Genomic DNA, 17,539 nt, shown 5'->3' with positions numbered 1-17,539 from the left:
ATTTTTTTCATCAGTGGACTATTACCTCTGTCGTATCTTTAACTCAAACCATCTATTAGATTTTTCCAAGCCTTGTTTTGTGGGATTCCCGGTTTTCTTAATCCAAAAAATTGCCCTATCATCTCTCCATTTTGGTCAAACAATTCCAAGGCAGAAACAAGCCCATCCTCGGTATTTTTTTGAACAACAAAAGCCTTATCTATAACCTGTTCATTAAGGTGCATATTGAAATCAGGATCCATTACATTGAGCCAATCTCCCAGCTGTTTAATATGCTTTACCTTACCTTGATGAATTTGGATATTCCCCCTATTGCCGGCAAAAATCATGATGGGCAGTTCCGTTTCAGCGGCAAAATTCACCACTTTTCTAGCAGATAATTTATCTACAGGATAGGCCCACTTCTCACCAATCCATTCCACTGCGTTCAAGCGATTCAATTTGTATTTGCGCAGCATGCCAAAGAAGTCATGGGTATCTTTCATATTTTCCCAGTCAGAAGAAAAGCTTTCAAAATCCAAATTTTCCCTACAAGTATATTCAGGCACCTCATAAGCCACTGGTTCCGGTGCTGGAGACTGATCGGGATCCAAGTGTTCTGAAATCAACTGATTGGCATAAGCTTCATCTGACTCTCCCTGAATATAGACTTTCATTATTGCGTCTCCTTGACCATCAAAATACTGTAAGCTAAATAAAGGGCCTCTTGGACTTTCATTACGAACAGCAAAACCATATTTCCAAGCGCTAAAAAACACCCTTTGCTCAATAGGACCTATCACTGTAGCTATTTGATGGGATCCTGATCCATGAATTTCTATTTTTTGGAATCTTCCTTTGTGTTCCAAAACACAGCCTTCACTTCTGGTTAGTGCCATTACCTTCCCAAGCTTGGGGAATTTTTTAACTTGGTCAATAAAATCAGTTGATAACCGAACCACATTTTGTCCAAGTCCGGTGGCGATTAATTCCGCCTCTGAAGCGTTTAACTGTTTGGCTGCATCTCTTATCCTTAGTTTTGGATTTTGCGTTTTCAAAGCTTCCCAAGAAGCTTTCAAAGTATTCAAAGTGCTGGGTATGGTTTCCATTTTATTCTTTATTTAAGCGTTTTATTTAGAACCGAAAAGTCAATTCCTATTTATTGAACAAGCCGGGTTGATGGATACATTTTGGATTTATTGGAACAGTGTACTATCAATTGATCGGTACCAACGCAGTGCATTAAGCGAATGGGATGATCAAATACCTTTTCGAGCAAGCATTCATTCAGGCCGGACTTCAGTGGTCCACAATAACATACCTTCCCGGCTTTCAAAAGAAGGATTTTGTCGGCATATTGAGCGGCAAGGTTCAAGTCATGCAAAATTACAAGCACACCAATATTTCTGCTTTTTAACTGTTTCAAAACCTCAAGCATGGCATGTTGTTGAGCAATGTCTAAGCTAGAGGTGGGCTCATCCAGCAAGACATACCTTGGGAAAGGTTTTTTTCCCAAACTTGAGCCAATACTCTCGAAAGTTGAACCCTTTGCTTTTCCCCTCCCGACAACTGTTCATATTCCTGCTGCTGCAAATGATCTATCTGAGTCAATGACATGACCTCATCCAGTACCTTTTCAGGGTTCTTGGCTTGTTTAGAGATTAGCCCTAACTCCACGACTTCCCGGACGGTAAAAGGAAAATTAACCGTAGAATATTGAGGCATTACTGCCCGCATCTCTGCCATTTGATTGGCCTTTAGTCCGGCAATATTCTTTCCATTGTATTTTACAACCCCAAAAGAAGAAGTTGAATCCCCTGAAAGCAAATTAAAAAGCGTAGTTTTACCTGCCCCATTTGGACCCAATATGGCCATGATTTCACCCGGCTGAATAGCTAAATCGGTAGCGTCAAGAATTGTCCGCTTTTTGGTCCGTAATTGAATATTTGATGCAGATAGCATATTAGATTATTTTTTCAAATTATATATCAAGCCCATAAAGAAAGGTGCTCCCAGTAAGGAGGTAATCACACCAATTGGCATTTCGGCAGGAATGGCAATGGTTCTAGCTAGTAGATCTGAGAAATTCAATAAAATTGCACCCAATAAGAAAGATCCGGGTAAAACCAACTTATGGTCCGCACCGAAACAAATCCGCATAAGATGGGGAACAATCAAGCCTACAAAGCCTATCATTCCGGACAATGATACCGCAACGCCTACAATTAAAGCCGTGGCCACGAGTAATATGACCTTCGTTTGCTTTACATTTACTCCCATATAAAAGGCCTCTTTCTCTCCCAAAGCCATTGCGTTCAAATTTTTAGCTCCCCGCATTAATAAAAGTGAGGGGATACAAATGAAAATGGCGGCTATGGGAAGCTTTTGCCATGATGCGCCACTTAAATCACCCAGACCCCAAAAGGTGAAGCTTCGCAATGCAGCATCATCTGCATAAAACAAAGTGAGCCCAATCAAAGCACCTGCCATTGCATTGATCGCCACCCCTGCCAGAATTATGGTGGCAGTATTTCCTCCCCCATTTCCGGTTCCCAAATAATACACGGCCAACACATGCAATAGACCACCAACGAAAGCAAACATAGGCAATCCAAAATCAGCAAGTAGAGGAACGGTACCTACAATGCCAGGAAGCAAAACAAGAAATATGACAGCAAACAAGGCACTGCCACTACTCACCCCTATTAGACCTGGTTCCACTAGTGGGTTTCTAAACAAACCTTGCAAAGCTGCTCCGGCAATTCCTAATCCTCCACCTACCAATACTCCTAGTAATATTCGTGGCAATCTTATCTGCAATAATACACCTGCAGACCTGCTTTCAAAGCCCGACAAATCAAAGCCTATCGAATTTGAAATAATTGCAATCACCTCCGATAAATCAAGAGAATAGGCACCCTTGGTTAGGGAAATGAGTAAAACGAAGCATAGAATCACTGTCAAGGACAGTAGCACCCAATAATTCAAATGCTTTTTACTTTTCACTAACCCTGATACTATCATTTTCCCCTTACACTTTTAGCCAGTTCCAAGGCTACTTGCCCTACTCTAGGCCCCATACCTGACAAATAATGTCCCTCAAAACTCAAAACTTGTTTTTCTCTAAAAGCTTCAGTTTCTTTTACTCCATTGACAGCTGCAAGCCCTTCTAAACCTCCCAGACTTTCTAGTCCAGAATCAAATAAGACAAGGTAATCCGGAGACATGCTTACCAGCGATTCTGGTGTCAATGGGATAAACTCTTTAAAGCCCTTGGCTGCCAGCTTTATTCCTGCCAAATTGAAAATTTCTTCGGCAAAGGTATTTTCTCCTGCTATAAATAGGGTCTCAGGTCCCCTTGCCATAACAAAAGCTGCAGTGAGGCTGTCTCTTTGTTCTTTCAACAAGTAAGCCTCCAACCGCTTTAAATCTTTGTTTATGTTTTCATTGATTTGCTCCCCAGTATCAGGTACTTCAAAGAGCCTTGCCAAATCCCTTACAAGGTTTTTCGTCTCATCAGGGTTGGTTGCTTTTTGAAAAAATGAATTTTTAGGTCCATTAGCTTCAACTGACTGACTACCTCCTCAGATAGGTATCCTTCCTCAACCAAAACCATGTCGGGGGAAAGTGACAATATTCCTTCAGACTTGATTTGATTTCTATAACCTATACTAGGAAGGGCCTGCATTTCCTTAGGATAAGTTGACGTTCGGTCGGTAGCTATTATTTGATCACCAAAACCAAGGGAATATACAATTTCTGTAATGGTCCCTCCTGCAGTGATAATCTTTTGAGGGCTACCACCTTCTGATAGCTCAATTGATTTTTTTCACCTGTGGCACAGGATATTAAATTGAGCAATAAAAAAGCCGAAAGCAAAATCCTTTTCATTTATTTAGATTAATTATTATTAAAATCAATAATGCGAATGTACCTCTATTTGGATTAATTCCAAATAAAAATAATAAGAAATTTAATGAGAAAATTTTCTCATCCTACAGATTACTCCATGCCTTAATCTCTACTCCATCACTGTTTTAAGAATTAAAATAATAATGGCAATTTCCAATGGAGCTTCACAATCCCAAAAGCCGATCCTATAATTGGATTGTGCTAATTCAATAATATTTAAGATATTTAATGAAAGAAAACTTAAGTTGTTTAAGAAAGATTAGCATTCCGAATGGCCACTTTACTAATAATTGGGTAACAACAGTATAAAACTGTACTTCTCTTACCTAATGTAATTAGGGACAATGAATTTTATCCAAATGGACTATGCTACTTATTCAATAGTATTTTTTATCAATCCATGACTTTTAGTCATAAATGTGTAAACAATAGCATATCGCATGAAACATAAACCCCAACTTATTAAAATGAAGAAATTAAAGTATTCCCTTAATAAAAGCCCCTTGATTTTGCCAATGCTTGCCTTAGTTGTGGCATGCGCAGGCCCCAAAACTGTTGAAAATGAAGCAATTGAATCAACTGACTTCGAAATTGTCAAATACAATAATCCCGGCACAAGTTCATTTTTAGGTGTAGGCCTGTGGGCCTGGCCATTACCTATGGATTATGATGGCGATGGGGACATGGACATGCTTGTATCCTGTCCTGACAAACCCTTTAATGGGCTTTACTTTTTGAAAACACAAGTGGTGAAGATTTTCCGGATTTTGCTCCTCCGGTCAGAATAGGCGATGCGATTTCTAAAGTACAGGTTTCTCACACTTCTCAAGGTGTAAAGGTTTTGATCCCCGGTGCAGAACTGGTGGATTTTAAATCCGACTTGGCATCCAAGGAACAAGCACTCTTTCCCATTGAAGAATTAACCAAAGACCTAGGTAAAAAACCAAGATTTAATCAATGGAAAATGGTTGACTATGATGGAGATGGTGACCTAGACGTAATTGTAGGGATGGATGACTGGTCTGCTTATGGCTGGGACGACGCCTACAATGAGGAGGGTGTTTGGACCAACGGCCCCCTTTATGGCTTTGTGTACTTATTGGAAAACAAAGATGGCCAATATGAAAACCGAGGCAGAATCCAGGCCGGAGGTAAAGAAATAAATGTATATGGCGCTCCGTCACCAAATTTTGCTGATTTTGATGGAGATGGTGACTTAGACCTTATATGTGGGGAATTTCTAGATAAATTAACCTATTTTGAAAATAAGGGAACAAGAGAAAATCCTGTCTATAAAGAAGGGCGATATCTTGAAAATGAAGAGGGAATCATTGCAATGAATCTTGAAATGATTATTCCTGTAGCCCTTGATTGGGACAAAGATGGACATGTAGATTTAGTGGTAGGTGATGAAGATGGTCGTGTAGCTTTGATAAAAAATACCGGTAAAACAGAAGATGGACTCCCCATTTTTTCATCCCCAAATTACTTCAGACAGCAAGCTGACAATTTAAAATTTGGTGCTTTGGTAACACCTGTAAGTGTGGACTGGGACAATGATGGAGACGAGGATATTATTGCAGGAAACTCTGCAGGTCATTTTGCATTTATTGAAAATTTGGATGGTGCCGTTAAACCGAAATGGGCTGAACCAAAATTGCTCGAAACGGATGGTGAGCCAATAAGAATTCAGGCAGGTGATAATGGGTCCATTCAGGGGCCTGCAGAAGCCAAGTGGGGCTATACCACCTTATCCGTAGCGGATTGGGATGGAGACGGTCAGAAAGACATCATCTTTAACTCTATTTGGGGAAGAGTGGAATGGATAAAGAATACAGGGAATGGCTTATTGGCCCCTCAGCCTGTAATAGTGGATTGGAAAGGCCAATCTCCACTTATCCTGATTGGAACTGGTGGAAACCTAAGGCCAATGAATTGGTCACACAATGGAGAACCACTCCATTTGCAATAGATTGGAACAAAGATGGGGTTATGGATTTGGTGATGCTGGATCATGAAGGTTACCTTGCCTACTTTGAAGGAAAAGAAGGGGAGGGAGCACCAATTCTTCAGCCCGGAAAACGCATCTTTTACGGAGAAAATGGCTCCACATTTACCAACAAAGACAAAGTAGAAGATACCAATCCAGGCATCCTCAGGCTCAACATTTCCGATGCAGGCAGCAGTGGAAGAAGAAAAATCAGTTTTATGGATTGGGACAATGATGGGGACCTGGACCTATTGGTCAACAGCGTTAACATTTCACTATTTGAAAATGTAAGTGAAAGCCCGGATAAAGTCATATTCAATCACAAAGGCCCTATTTCTGAGAAAATCCTAGCCGGTCACACCACCAGTCCAACATTCGTAGATTGGGATAATAATGGCACTTGGGACGTTTTGGCCGGTGCTGAAGATGGACATTTTTATTATTTCCGCAGGTAGTACTTAAATCAAAATAGTATAAAAGCCTCTGCAACAATTGCAGAGGCTTTTTTATGTTTTTCAATTTCCGTTTACTGTGTTTTTACAGCGATGATGACAAAATCTTTAGTTACCACAATAGATGGCTTTATACCGTTGCCAATCAACCTGAGTTTAAAGCTTTCGGAGGTATATAGACCACCGGCTGTTTTTACATACTTTTCCCTATTAATTATTCATAGTAATTATTTCCAACCAATCATCCGGAAGAGCAAGCAATTGATTCTGACTCAGCAAGACCTTTTCCAATTCCGAATAAGGTATATCCTGAACATCTACATTTTCACTAACCGCAATAGCCGCTGCTGCTCCAACACTCTGACCCATTATCATAAAAGTAGGAACGATTCGAATACTTCCATAACCCACATAGCTTGAGGAAAGACAGGTAGGCGTCAATACATTACTACATTCATCTTTCTTTGGCACTGTGGCTTGAAACGAGATTTTAAAAGGTTTCCAAGTTCCATCGTTTTCTACATGGGTAAACCCTTCATTATAAGCTTTGCCATCTTTTACAATTCTTCTGGCGTGGTGCACATCCGGCGGCCACCATGCTATCGCAATCGGATCTGAAACAGTATCTTTAACCTTAATATCGACATTGTGTTCAGTGATGACGTATTCAGATACCATTCGTCTTCCACTTCGAATATAGAGGCGCCGTGGCCAATTGCCATTGTCGGTGAACTCATCTTTAGGCAAACCCCACCCTTCCCAATTGGCCCTGGTAAGACTGTCCACACTTTCGTCGTTTTGTAAGAACCACAGCAAGCCTAAAGTAAAAGAACGGTGATATTGAATAATACTGTCCTGTTTTTCGTAATCCCCTTCTGGGTATTCCCAATTCTCTCCATAAAGATTTGCCGATAGATCGTGCCAACTGCCTATGTCCGTTTTCCCATTCTGCCTATTGGCCTCTGGCTTGAAGAGCTGGCCTCCTTCTTTCAGGTACCTTCTGTAAATTTCATACCTTTCAGGTACATAGTCCTCAGGTTTATTAATTGGTAGCATGTTTTGCTCATCTTTTGTCAGGCACATCCTAAAACAAAAGCCCTGAATATAATGGCTGGGATCTCCATGGTTTCCTAATTCCCCAGCTTGAATGGTAGGGATTAGTCCACTTGTAGAATCACCTTCTATAATATAAGGGTCAACTTTTACTGTAAACTGCTTAAAAGTATTTACTTCCTGAACTCCATTAAGATTCTCCCCATATTTTTCATTCCCCTCACGAATTGTTTCAGTAGTTATTCCAGCAAAATGCAGCAAATGACCTTCTATGGAAGCATCAACAAATACTTTGGCCTTTATTTCTGAGCCATTTTTAAGGATAACCTTTTCTACCCTATTCTCATTTTTTACTACCCCATTTTTTTCCCTTATTCGGGTATTTCTTATGAGGGTTATGTTGTCTTCATTTTTCAGCATCTGTTCAATTACCGCTTCAGCAACTGAAGGCTCATATTTTGAATACCATTTTGGATTTTCAAAATCGGCCTTTTGCCCGTAATAAGCCTCCACCTTCTCATAAAATTCGCGTGCTATTCCTCCTATCACTCGAGCGCTTCCAAATCGAATGTCTTTTCCAAGTCCTTCTACCACCATCCCTCCGGGATGCCCGGTAGGCACTATAAGGATCACTTTATTCCCAAGCCTAGCAGCCTGAATTGCTGCAGTAAACCCAGCCTCGCTACCTCCTAACACACAAATATCAGTCGTAATATGAGATTGCTGCACCTTATCCTCACAAGCATATAAGGTAATGCCCAATATGGATAAGAAAAGTAATTTGAAAAATTTCATAGGTCTTTGTATTTGGTTTAATGTTAATCTTCTCTAGGCAATACTAAGGGTGCTTATGTCCTTTAATGGGCTAAAGAATTCACTTACTGCTTTGACGACAATTGTTCTTTTATCTTTTTTCCAAATACCTTTCCTGAAAGATAAACAAGTCCTCTAGTAAGCCAAACGCAGTTGCAGAAGGCTTAAGCCTAGACAATAATGGGGCAATGATTATTTTTTATCTAATTAAGATAGTCTATATATTGTATTTCAATTGTACAATTATATTGACTGAGGGAAAATTGAAAAATCAAAATCAGTTGTGGAGCCCAGTTGCAATATATAAAGGTGAATCTTTATTTTGTGACATTTTAAATCTTTATTTCACTAAACTTGATAAACCCAGGGTTGATCATGCAAAACACATTATAATTTTAAAGAATATTTCCTGTAAACCCTCAGTAAAAGACAGGTATAGAAATGCTTCACTTCTCCCAAAAAAAAATATAGCCTCAAAATTCCACCTATAAAATGAACAATAAACTAAAGCTGCTATTTACGGTTCTTGTAAGCATTTTCGCATTAAATCTTGATGCGCAGCAGAGAACTGAACTTCCTCCCTATGACAAGGAAAAAATTAAAGTCAGCAAAGATTGGTTGATCGCCACTCCACAGACAAAAACTAAAACCTACTCCAAACCCAATGGCCAAATCGTGCTAAGTAATGGACTGATCAGTAGAGTATTCGACATTAGCAAAGGTGGAGCTACTGTCGGCCTGGAAAACTTAATGACGGGTGAAAACATGCTTCGCGCAATAAAACCAGAGGCAGAAGTAAGCATTGATGGTTTAAATTTTCAGGTCGGGGGCTTAGTTGGGCAGCCGGTACAAAACTACCTACTCGACAAATGGGTGGAACAAATGGAAGCCCACCCATCTGCTTTAAACCTGCTCGACTACCGCGTCGGCAATACAGAACCCCGATTTGATTGGAAGAAAAGGCCGGAATGGATGCCTAAAGACCTGGATTGGCCTGCACCCGGTAAACAACTGGTTTTCACCTACGGATTTAGCCAAAAACTGATCACCAATCTTGTAAACCAAAGCAATACCGACCAAGGCAGAAAAGTATTGTTCATGGATGATTTCAAAGATTTGAAGGAAACTTGGGAAGTCTTTGCATCAAAAGCAGATGAGAGAAATTCTTTTATCAATGAAGGCAAGGCCGGTGAAATCATGGCATTGGCCAATCAATACGTCTATGCAAGCATGCCAGTTAAGGCTACGAGTAAAGTTTGGATTGTAGAAATCGATCCGGGCACTGATAAGTCCGGCAGCTGGGGGCCGGGAATGGCTTTGCAATCAAAAAATGGAGCCTTATACAAGTTTAACCTGAGAACAGGAGATCTTAGTTTTGGTGTATATGATGGGAAGAATGAAAAAAGGATTGGGAAATTACTAGCCGGAAAGAAAGTTTTCCTAAGGGCAGAACAGCTACCGGATGGCCTAACCTTCTCCTATTCTTACACAGGCAAGGATTTCAATCATTTGGCAAAGATCCCTTCAGACAAAAGTCCTATTACCGCACTTAGAGTAGGTAAAATGGATCAAAAAGCCGGTGCCGGTGATTTTATCACTTCCGGAGAAAGAGGAAGAAGTCATATTAACCAGGTAATGATTTTAGGAGAGCTCCGAGAAAATGCCAAAGAAGATAAATTGAACCGATTTAAGTATTTGAAGGACCTCCAGGTGAAGATTTTCTACGAATTGTATGATGGTATCCCTCTTCTTTCTAAGTGGATTGAGGTAATCAATAATTCCGGCCAAAAAATAGTTGTTGACCGTTATAAAAGTGAAATTCTTGCTTTGGTGGAGGCAGAAAGTGCAGTGGATGATAAAGAAATTTGGAAAAAACCCAACCTGTCTGTAGAAACAGATTTCCGTTTTGGAGGCATGTCACCAGATAATCTATACTCTAGCAGCATTGCTTGGAATTCGGACCCCGCTTACAAAACTCAGGTGAATTACAATATGAAGACACCTACCTTGCTCGAAGCTTACCCTAAATTGGGTCCGATGAAAACCTTGGCTCCGGGGGAAAGCATGAAAAGTTTCAGAACCTGGGAGCTATTTCATGACAGCTGGGACCGGGAGCGAATCGGTCTGGCAGAAAAAGGATGTACCGTTCTCAGGCACCTTGGGCTACCGAAAACCCCATTATGATGCATGTTCGGAATGCCGACAATGCTTCTGTCAAAAAAGCCATTGATCAATGTGCTGAAGTAGGCTTTGAAATGGTAATCATGACATTTGGTAGTGGTTTTGAAATTGAAAACGACAGCCCCGAAAACTTAGGCAGAATGAAAAAACTCGCCGACTACGCCCATGAAAAGGGCATTGCTTTGGGGGGTATTCTCTTTTGGCCAGCAGGAGCATAGACAAAGAGAATGATGTCATCATGCCCGAAGGAAAAAAACCAAGATTTGGCAATTCCCCTTGCCTTGAAAGTGAATGGGGACAAGAATATTTCAAAAAGCTTTATGCTTTTTACGAAAAAACAGGGCAGGATATTTTGGAGCACGATGGCAGTTACCCCGGAGATGTATGTGCCAGCCATAATCATCCCGGACATTCCGGTTTAGACGACTCCCAATGGAACCAATATGAAACCATCAGGGAATTTTACGAATGGTGCAGAAGCAAGGGTATTTTCCTCAATGTGCCGGATCATTACTTTATGGCAGGAAGCAATAAGACTGGAATGGGATACCGTGAGACCAACTGGTCCCTTCCTCGAGCCCAACAGGAAATCATAGAAAGGCAAAATATTTATGATGGCACTTGGCAAAAAACGCCTTCCATGGGCTGGATGTTTGTTCCTTTGGTGGAGTACCATGGCGGCGGTAAAGAAGCCACAATTGAGCCATTGAAAGACCATTTGCCCCATTACGAACAAAGGTTGGCCAACCTCTTTGGTGCAGGGGTACAAGCCTGTTACCGAGGACCACAACTGTATGACAGTCCCCAAACCAAAGCAATAGTGAAGAAGTGGGTGGACTTTTATAAGGAACACAGAGAAGTATTGGACAGTGATATTGTACATATTAGAAGACCCGATGGAAAGGATTATGACGGACTGCTACATGTCAACCCGGAGGGGAAAGATAAAGGACTGATCATGCTTTACAATCCTCTGAAAGTGCCTGTTGTCAAAACTATCAAGGTCAACCTGTATTATACCGGCCTTTCCGAACAAGCGGTATTGACAAACCAAAATGGGGAAAAACTATCCATCAGCCTAAATAGAGATTATAGCATAAGTCTTCCCATCAATATTCCTGCAAAAAGCCAGCAGTGGTTTGTAATCAATTAAATCAATCCCTTCTATTACGATTCCTATTAAAATGATAAAAATAATTAGTCTTTCAGGGCTTTATTGCCTTCTCGCTTTTGTCAGCTTAGGGCAAAATCATTCCGAAAAAATTTATACACTTTCAAATAGCCATATAATTAAAACCATTGAGGTTCAGGATGGAGTTTTAAAAACCACCCAAATTGAAAATAAATTGACAGGTGAAAAGATTCCAATCCATACAAAAGTTGAGTTTCAACTGAGAGTTTCTGAAGGAACCGATCAACCAAACACATCCGAAACATTAAGTTCAGTGGATTTTGTCCTGGATAGAGTATTGGATAATTCACCACATCGCCTGACTTTTCTTTTAAAGGAAAAACAGGGAAAAATGTCTGTGGAATTGACCTACACATTGGATGAAAATGAGTTTTACACCAGAAAATTCCTAAAGATAAAAACCGAAATTAACCTGGTATTAGAACGGATTGACTTAGATGTTATTGATGGAGGCCTGGTTCAGCCTTATCAGCTGAAACGGATTACTGCTCAAGGACCTGCACAGTGGAAACCGGGGTTGGGACAACCTCTCTTTGGGCAAAACGCTCCCATTTTTATGGGCATTGAATTCCCTGCAAGTGACAATTTTGTAGATTCGGATCAAACTGCATACTGTGGCTATTTATGGGGAAAATCACTTAAGGCCGGTGATACTTATTTGACCTATTCATCAGTAACAGGGATTGGAAAGGACAGTGATGGTTTGGGAAAAACTTTTCAAGCCTATATTGATAATATCAGGATACGACCTCTAAGACTACAAGTTCAGTACAATAGCTGGTTTGATTATGGCCAAGCGGTAAGCAAAGAAAAATTTATCACCAGTGTGAATAAGGTACATCAAGAGCTTGTAATAAATCGTGGAGTTCCGCCTTTAAATGCATATGTAATTGACGATGGTTGGCAAGATGTTCATGCAGACTGGTCTGATGAAGTATGGAAGATCAATGAAAAGTTTGACATGGATTTTTCCGGAAGTTTTGAAAAAATGAGGACAGTAGATTCAAATCTTGGACTTTGGCTTAGTCCGGGATTACTTTTTGGTGCTCAGCCGGCAGCAAAACCACTAGGCCGGCAAGGTTTTGAAATTTTGGGTAATTGGATGAGCATTGCCGGTCCCAAGTATATGGGTTTGCTAGAAAAAAGAATGTTGGATTTAACCCTGCAGGGAGTCACCTATTTTAAACTGGATGGGATTTTTGGTCACCTGAACATTCGGGAATTTGAATTAGACGGAAGCGATTACGGCCTACCGAAAATGCCACAGCTGGACACCGATGGATTAAGCCCATCAGATAGCCTGCTCAATGATGCTAAATATGATGCATTGAAAACTTATTATTTGGTCGCCGGGACAGAAAAACTTATAGAAATATTCAAGCAACAACATCAAATTAATCCTGAAGTATATATCGTCATTTCAAACGGCGCTTATCTAAGCCCTTGGTGGCTCATGTATGTAGATGCTGTCTGGATGATCAATGCAGGGGATGCCGCCGGGGGCAGTTCCAGAACCGAGGAACTTGTTTACAGGGATGGAGTTTATTATGACACCTGGATCAAAGAAAAAACCCAATATCCGATGAATTCCCTTTTTAATCATGAACCTAAAAAGACAAAAACCGGTGAAAGCAAGGAAGATTTCTTTAACTACCTGATGATGAACCTTTCCAGAGGTACTGGGTTTGTAGAATTGTATTTAAAAACACAGGAGTTATCTGAGGTAGATTGGGATGTTTTAGCCGAGGGACTCAAATGGGTTCACCATGCCTTTCCTTATTTTAAATATATCCAAATGCACGGTGGCGACCCGAACAAACAAGAAGTGTATGGCTATAGTGGGTGGAATGATAAAGGAGGATATATCTCCTTCCACAACCCAAATAAATCCTCCTATAAGAAGTATAAAATAAAATTGGATGAAAATTTAATCCACCATAAAAATAAGGTTTCTTACCGATTGATACCCATTATAGGAGAACTCCTCAACAAAAATTCAATCGTTCATAGTGGAGACTTACTGGAATTAGAATTGGCGCCGGGAGAAATCCTAATTTGGGAGTTTCAAAAAGTCGAATAGATTTAAGAGAATAAGAAAACCAGAGAAACCTAAGCCTAGCATAATTAGATTGCTTATTTTATGAAAAATGAGGGTGAAATTAATGATTTTACCCTCATTCAATTTTTCAAATATTAAGAAGTAAGTTTATATATTCACTTCAAGTTTAATTATTTAGAAAGCCCTAAACCATTAAAACCCAAGTAACCTCAATTTTTCACCTGTAGCCAAAATTTTTCATCGCAAACTTTCCCTTTTTCATCGCAGACTTTTTTGCTTTCATCGCAGCTTCTAAAAAGGATGCTTTAGGCTACTTATGTTTGAGCCATAATTCAATCACAAACAGACAATTATTAATCAAACATTCAAAAAAATATTATCATGAAAAACATACTTAAAAGTTCCGCAATTGCCGCATTGATGTTAGTTTCTTTAACTTCAATGGCCGAAGAACCAAGCACAAGTTTGACCAAGGGAAGTGAAGCTACAAGCCTGGTTTTTAAAATGAATGCACCTTCCCAAGCATCTTCCGTCTCCATCAGTGATGAAAATGGACACACCTTATTTTACGAATATGTGATAGATACTGATTATTCAAAATTATTTAACCTAAAAAACCTTCACTCCGGTACTTACCATCTAAATGTGAATAACGAAGCCAGTACAATAGTATACTCTGTAGCTATAAAAGACAAAATGGTTACTAGCATCAATAAAATAGAATCCAGCACTCCTTCTGTATTTGAAGAAGAAGGCCAAAAGGTTCATCTCAACTTGGAAAACAAAGGCCTATCCAAAGTGAACATCAAAATTCAAAATGAGGCGGATGCCCAGTTCTTTGGAGAAACATTAATTAGCCAAGCTAATATTGTTAAAACTTTTAATTTTGAAAAAGCCAACAAAGGAAACTATACTATCACCGTAAAAGATGGCAAGAAAGTCTACCAAAAAACATACAGGTTGATTAATCAAAAAAGCAGCTCAGGAGCTCATTGTGGATACAATATTTCCGTAGCGAGATGCACAAGTTTTATTCCTCGATTGATAAATCACCCGGCCACATCTTTTAGGGCTAGGTGATTTTTTTAATGGCAAATCTTTAGTAAAACAAGAGGCTTGAAATAGATGCACGCTAAAGAAAGTTTCATTTTAAAGTAAAAACGAATATATTGAAGAAGGAAGCGTTGCTGATAAAATTAACAGCATACCAATAACCAAATGGGGAAATTCCAAACTATTCTTCATAAGCTATAGAATAAGAAAAGCATTTTCGTAAACCTTCAATTCATGATAAAATGTATTGCCATAGATGATGAACCTCTTGCCCTTGAACTGCTTAAAAAATATATAAACAAAATAGCATTCCTAAATTTGGTAGCTACCTGCGACAATGCTTTTGATGCCATGGAAGAAATGCAGAAGCAGCAGGTAGATCTTATCTTTATAGACATTCAAATGCCCGAATTAACAGGCCTACAGTTTATCTCTAGCCTTGAAAAAAACCTTTGGCCATTGTTATCACCGCCTACAAAGAATTTGCCCTAGAAAGTTTTGACTTAGATGTAGTAGATTACCTGCTAAAACCTGTTCCTATGGACCGTTTTTTGAAAGCATGTAACCGAGCCAAAGACCGTTTTGGAATGTTAACTGCTCAAACTAATGATCAGACCAAAGACCCCGACCATTTTTTTGTGAATGTAGATTACAGCCAAGTGAAGTTAAAGTTTATAGATATTTTATGGCTTAAAGGATATGGGGATTACCTTAAATTTTACTTGAAAAATAATACCCAGCCATTGGTAGTCCGGATGAGTTTCAAGGAAATTGTTTCCATTTTACCCCTAAGCAGTTTATCAGAATTCATAAATCTTATATGGTGGCAATAGATGAAATTACTTCCATCCGTAAAAGCAGTCTCTTTTTGGGTGAATTGGAATTTTCAGTGGGTGAATCTTACAAAGAAAGCGTAGAAAAGCTAATTGGTTGAATCTGATAAGTTTCGGATTTTTAAGAAACTTAATCTTTTTATCTTGGTTAATTCTAAGTACTAATTTTCTATCCAATCCTAATCTTTAATTTATGAAGGAAGCACACAAAGACCAAAAGGAACACCAACAGGACTTGGAGAAAAAATCCAATGAGATAGAAGAATCGGGGAAATATACTGAGATCCTTAGCCGTGTAATACATGAAGGGGAGGGGATATTTAAAATAAATAATCGGGCAATATTTTTAAGTGCTTGCATTGCCGGCTTGGAAATAGGTTTTAGTTACCTGTTGGTTGCTACCTTGTTTTTTACTTTTGAAGGAAATCTTGAGGAAAATACAATCTTTAAATTATTCGGCCTAGTTTACCCATTGGGATTTATCATGGTGATCTTAGGTAAATCCATATTGTTTACCGAACAAACCTCCGTTTTGGCTTTACCTGTTTTAAATGGTCAAAGGTCAATTCTGGAACTTTTGACCATCTGGTCTATAGTCATTATTGGAAATCTCTTGGGGGAATTTTATTTGTTTTCTTTGTAGGAGATTTGGCTTCCCAACTCAAACTTTTTGATAGAGAAACCATGGTAAAAATTTCCGTTCATATCTTAAACCAAAGTTATTGGGTATTGCTGCTGAGCTCCATTTTTGCAGGTTGGCTGATGGGGCTTTTAACTTGGCTATTAAACAGTACCACTGAAGCCTTAACCCGAATCTTATTGATTATCCTAATTACCGGCACCATAGGCTTTGTAGGTTTTCACCACAGCATCGTAGGGAATATAGAGGTTTTTGCCGGTTTCTTTTATTCAGATCATATCTCTCTTAGCGATTATTTGGGATTCCTTGTCCTAACGCTATTAGGTAATGGAATTGGTGGGGCCATTGTAGTAGCCTTATTTAAATATCGAATTTTCGAGTCCCATTATGCTTCAAAAAGCAAACATTAAAAGGTGAAAGTAGTCACAACAAACCCATGATCTGAAGGGTAAGGAAAAGTTTTGCCATTGATGGAAAAGGGTTCACCCAAGTGTGCATTGTGGGAATCTGAAGCAACGGGCTTTAAGGCATCCCCCTTATAAAATATATAGTCTATCCGGTGTTCATCTTTCACCCCTTTACTGTCCCAAGTGATCCCCGGATGGGATATCGGGTCAGGATGTAAAGTTCTGTAAGTATCAATCAAACCTAATTCTTCTAAAACCTTAGTACTGTACCAGGGAACCTGCAATCCATTGTGAATTTCCTTGGTCTCTTCTCCCCAATCCAAATGTGAAGGGCTATTCAAATCACCCCCGAAAATCACAGGAATTGAATCAGTGGAGGCACTGTATTTTTTGAGGTAGGGAAGAACCTTTTGAATCATATTGTAACGGGTTTCTGTCTTTTCCCAATCAAGCAATTCAGCGGTACTCATCCCCATTTCTTCAGGTTCATTTTCCCAAGGTAAATAATGAAACCAGTTAGAAAAAAGGCGGATAGTTCGACCATTTATTAACACTTCTCGTCCTCCAAAATAAAAAGGGAATTTAGTGTCTATACGCTCACCAAAGGGAAACTTAGAGAATATGGATAAGTTGATGTTTTTATCATCCAAGGCAGTCCCCTCCTCAGCAATTAAATGAAAATTATATCCCAGAGAATCTGCAATTCTTTTGCCTGAACCATAAGTTTCTACCATCAATATTACATCCGGATCTATTTCCTGAATGATGTGAATGACCTCCTCAGGGCCCTTTGGTATATCATTGCCCCCATGTAAGATATTCCATGCCATCACTTTAAAAGTCACTTCCTCTTTTTTTCAGTGCAGGCATTGATCATTAAAAGGAAGGTCAAGAAAAATAGTATTCGATTCATCAGGCTAATTTTTTCGGAAAAGTATTAAATCAGCGAAGCAAAAGCAACCTAATTTTACATTC

Annotated in this window: 19 protein-coding genes and 1 pseudogene; 12 read left to right on the top strand and 8 right to left on the bottom strand. The window is 39.4% G+C overall.

The window, feature by feature from the left end; all coding sequences use genetic code 11:
* Positions 1 to 38 precede the first annotated feature (38 nt).
* From WG932_RS23770 to WG932_RS23745, 6 genes are read right to left on the bottom strand one after another with little or no spacing between them, the layout of a single operon-like run.
* Complete coding sequence (locus WG932_RS23770; protein WP_483085637.1) at positions 39 to 1,088, bottom strand: hemin-degrading factor; 1,050 nt, start codon at positions 1,086 to 1,088, stop codon at positions 39 to 41.
* 50 nt (positions 1,089 to 1,138) lie between these two features.
* Positions 1,139 to 1,465 (bottom strand): ATP-binding cassette domain-containing protein, encoded by a 327-nt coding sequence (locus WG932_RS23765; RefSeq protein WP_483085636.1) that lies wholly within the window; start codon positions 1,463 to 1,465, stop codon positions 1,139 to 1,141.
* Positions 1,438 to 1,941, bottom strand: coding sequence for an ATP-binding cassette domain-containing protein (locus WG932_RS23760; RefSeq protein ID WP_483085635.1), 504 nt, complete (start codon positions 1,939 to 1,941; stop codon positions 1,438 to 1,440). Before WG932_RS23760 ends, WG932_RS23765 begins: the two co-directional genes overlap by 28 nt.
* A 6-nt stretch (positions 1,942 to 1,947) precedes the next feature.
* Complete coding sequence (locus WG932_RS23755; protein ID WP_483085634.1) at positions 1,948 to 3,003, bottom strand: FecCD family ABC transporter permease; 1,056 nt, start codon at positions 3,001 to 3,003, stop codon at positions 1,948 to 1,950.
* On the bottom strand, positions 3,000 to 3,470 hold the full coding sequence (locus tag WG932_RS23750) for an ABC transporter substrate-binding protein (protein WP_483085633.1): 471 nt from the start codon (positions 3,468 to 3,470) through the stop codon (positions 3,000 to 3,002). Before WG932_RS23750 ends, WG932_RS23755 begins: the two co-directional genes overlap by 4 nt.
* Before the next feature lie 5 nt (positions 3,471 to 3,475).
* Complete coding sequence (locus tag WG932_RS23745; RefSeq protein ID WP_483088715.1) at positions 3,476 to 3,706, bottom strand: hypothetical protein; 231 nt, start codon at positions 3,704 to 3,706, stop codon at positions 3,476 to 3,478.
* Between the two features lie 625 nt (positions 3,707 to 4,331).
* On the opposite strand from WG932_RS23745, the gene WG932_RS23740 reads away from it, so the two are divergent.
* The 3 genes from WG932_RS23740 to WG932_RS23730 are packed head-to-tail and all read left to right on the top strand — an operon-like array spanning position 4,332 to position 6,336.
* The gene (locus tag WG932_RS23740; RefSeq protein WP_483085632.1) at positions 4,332 to 4,679 is read left to right on the top strand and encodes a hypothetical protein; all 348 of its coding nucleotides are present in this window, start codon (positions 4,332 to 4,334) and stop codon (positions 4,677 to 4,679) included.
* A 53-nt stretch (positions 4,680 to 4,732) separates the two neighbouring features.
* Positions 4,733 to 5,863, top strand: coding sequence for an FG-GAP repeat domain-containing protein (locus WG932_RS23735; protein WP_483085631.1), 1,131 nt, complete (start codon positions 4,733 to 4,735; stop codon positions 5,861 to 5,863).
* The gene (locus tag WG932_RS23730) at positions 5,827 to 6,336 is read left to right on the top strand and encodes an FG-GAP repeat domain-containing protein (RefSeq protein WP_483085630.1); all 510 of its coding nucleotides are present in this window, start codon (positions 5,827 to 5,829) and stop codon (positions 6,334 to 6,336) included. Before WG932_RS23735 ends, WG932_RS23730 begins: the two co-directional genes overlap by 37 nt.
* A gap of 207 nt (positions 6,337 to 6,543) precedes the next feature.
* Here WG932_RS23730 and WG932_RS23725 read toward each other — a convergent pair whose 3' ends face one another.
* Complete coding sequence (locus WG932_RS23725; RefSeq protein WP_483085629.1) at positions 6,544 to 8,181, bottom strand: FAD-dependent oxidoreductase; 1,638 nt, start codon at positions 8,179 to 8,181, stop codon at positions 6,544 to 6,546.
* Positions 8,182 to 8,691: 510 nt separating this feature from the next.
* On the opposite strand from WG932_RS23725, the gene WG932_RS23720 reads away from it, so the two are divergent.
* From WG932_RS23720 to WG932_RS23680, 9 genes and pseudogenes are all read left to right on the top strand, one after another.
* Complete coding sequence (locus tag WG932_RS23720) at positions 8,692 to 10,383, top strand: hypothetical protein (RefSeq protein ID WP_483085628.1); 1,692 nt, start codon at positions 8,692 to 8,694, stop codon at positions 10,381 to 10,383.
* The gene (locus WG932_RS23715) at positions 10,380 to 10,598 is read left to right on the top strand and encodes a hypothetical protein (RefSeq protein ID WP_483085627.1); all 219 of its coding nucleotides are present in this window, start codon (positions 10,380 to 10,382) and stop codon (positions 10,596 to 10,598) included. The genes WG932_RS23720 and WG932_RS23715 overlap by 4 nt, the downstream gene beginning before the upstream one ends.
* Entirely contained in the window at positions 10,580 to 11,533 is a 954-nt protein-coding gene (locus tag WG932_RS23710) for a hypothetical protein (RefSeq protein ID WP_483085626.1), read from the top strand. The genes WG932_RS23715 and WG932_RS23710 overlap by 19 nt, the downstream gene beginning before the upstream one ends.
* Before the next feature lie 31 nt (positions 11,534 to 11,564).
* Positions 11,565 to 13,652, top strand: a complete 2,088-nt coding sequence (locus tag WG932_RS23705) for an alpha-galactosidase (RefSeq protein ID WP_483085625.1) — start codon at positions 11,565 to 11,567, stop codon at positions 13,650 to 13,652.
* Positions 13,653 to 14,012: 360 nt separating this feature from the next.
* Positions 14,013 to 14,711: a hypothetical protein gene (locus tag WG932_RS23700; RefSeq protein ID WP_483085624.1), complete on the top strand. Its 699-nt coding sequence runs from the start codon at positions 14,013 to 14,015 to the stop codon at positions 14,709 to 14,711.
* Positions 14,712 to 14,918: 207 nt separating this feature from the next.
* Complete coding sequence (locus tag WG932_RS23695; RefSeq protein ID WP_483085623.1) at positions 14,919 to 15,176, top strand: LytR/AlgR family response regulator transcription factor; 258 nt, start codon at positions 14,919 to 14,921, stop codon at positions 15,174 to 15,176.
* Positions 15,137 to 15,517, top strand: a complete 381-nt coding sequence (locus WG932_RS23690; protein WP_483085622.1) for a LytR/AlgR family response regulator transcription factor — start codon at positions 15,137 to 15,139, stop codon at positions 15,515 to 15,517. Before WG932_RS23695 ends, WG932_RS23690 begins: the two co-directional genes overlap by 40 nt.
* Entirely contained in the window at positions 15,505 to 15,618 is a 114-nt protein-coding gene (locus WG932_RS23685) for a hypothetical protein (RefSeq protein WP_483085621.1), read from the top strand. The genes WG932_RS23690 and WG932_RS23685 overlap by 13 nt, the downstream gene beginning before the upstream one ends.
* Before the next feature lie 92 nt (positions 15,619 to 15,710).
* A pseudogene (locus WG932_RS23680) lies at positions 15,711 to 16,567 on the top strand (formate/nitrite transporter family protein).
* On the opposite strand, the gene WG932_RS23675 reads toward WG932_RS23680, so the two are convergent.
* A complete protein-coding gene (locus WG932_RS23675; RefSeq protein ID WP_483085620.1) occupies positions 16,564 to 17,409 on the bottom strand; it encodes an endonuclease/exonuclease/phosphatase family protein in 846 nt (281 codons plus the stop codon). The pseudogene WG932_RS23680 and the gene WG932_RS23675 overlap by 4 nt on opposite strands.
* Positions 17,410 to 17,539 lie beyond the last annotated feature (130 nt).

The sequence above is a fragment of the Cyclobacterium sp. SOCE241 genome, from assembly GCF_056867545.1.
The sequence above is the reverse complement of the archived record's forward strand: the minus strand, read 5'-3'. Positions and strand labels throughout refer to the sequence as shown.

Coding starts and splice junctions, on each gene's coding strand:
- WG932_RS23770 (WP_483085637.1), bottom strand. CDS start 1,088: ATGGAAACCATACCCAGCACTTTGAATACTTTGAAAGCTTCTTGGGAA.
- WG932_RS23760 (WP_483085635.1), bottom strand. CDS start 1,941: ATGCTATCTGCATCAAATATTCAATTACGGACCAAAAAGCGGACAATT.
- WG932_RS23755 (WP_483085634.1), bottom strand. CDS start 3,003: ATGATAGTATCAGGGTTAGTGAAAAGTAAAAAGCATTTGAATTATTGG.
- WG932_RS23740 (WP_483085632.1), top strand. CDS start 4,332: ATGAAACATAAACCCCAACTTATTAAAATGAAGAAATTAAAGTATTCC.
- WG932_RS23725 (WP_483085629.1), bottom strand. CDS start 8,181: ATGAAATTTTTCAAATTACTTTTCTTATCCATATTGGGCATTACCTTA.
- WG932_RS23720 (WP_483085628.1), top strand. CDS start 8,692: ATGAACAATAAACTAAAGCTGCTATTTACGGTTCTTGTAAGCATTTTC.
- WG932_RS23715 (WP_483085627.1), top strand. CDS start 10,380: ATGATGCATGTTCGGAATGCCGACAATGCTTCTGTCAAAAAAGCCATT.
- WG932_RS23705 (WP_483085625.1), top strand. CDS start 11,565: ATGATAAAAATAATTAGTCTTTCAGGGCTTTATTGCCTTCTCGCTTTT.
- WG932_RS23700 (WP_483085624.1), top strand. CDS start 14,013: ATGAAAAACATACTTAAAAGTTCCGCAATTGCCGCATTGATGTTAGTT.
- WG932_RS23695 (WP_483085623.1), top strand. CDS start 14,919: ATGATAAAATGTATTGCCATAGATGATGAACCTCTTGCCCTTGAACTG.
- WG932_RS23685 (WP_483085621.1), top strand. CDS start 15,505: ATGGTGGCAATAGATGAAATTACTTCCATCCGTAAAAGCAGTCTCTTT.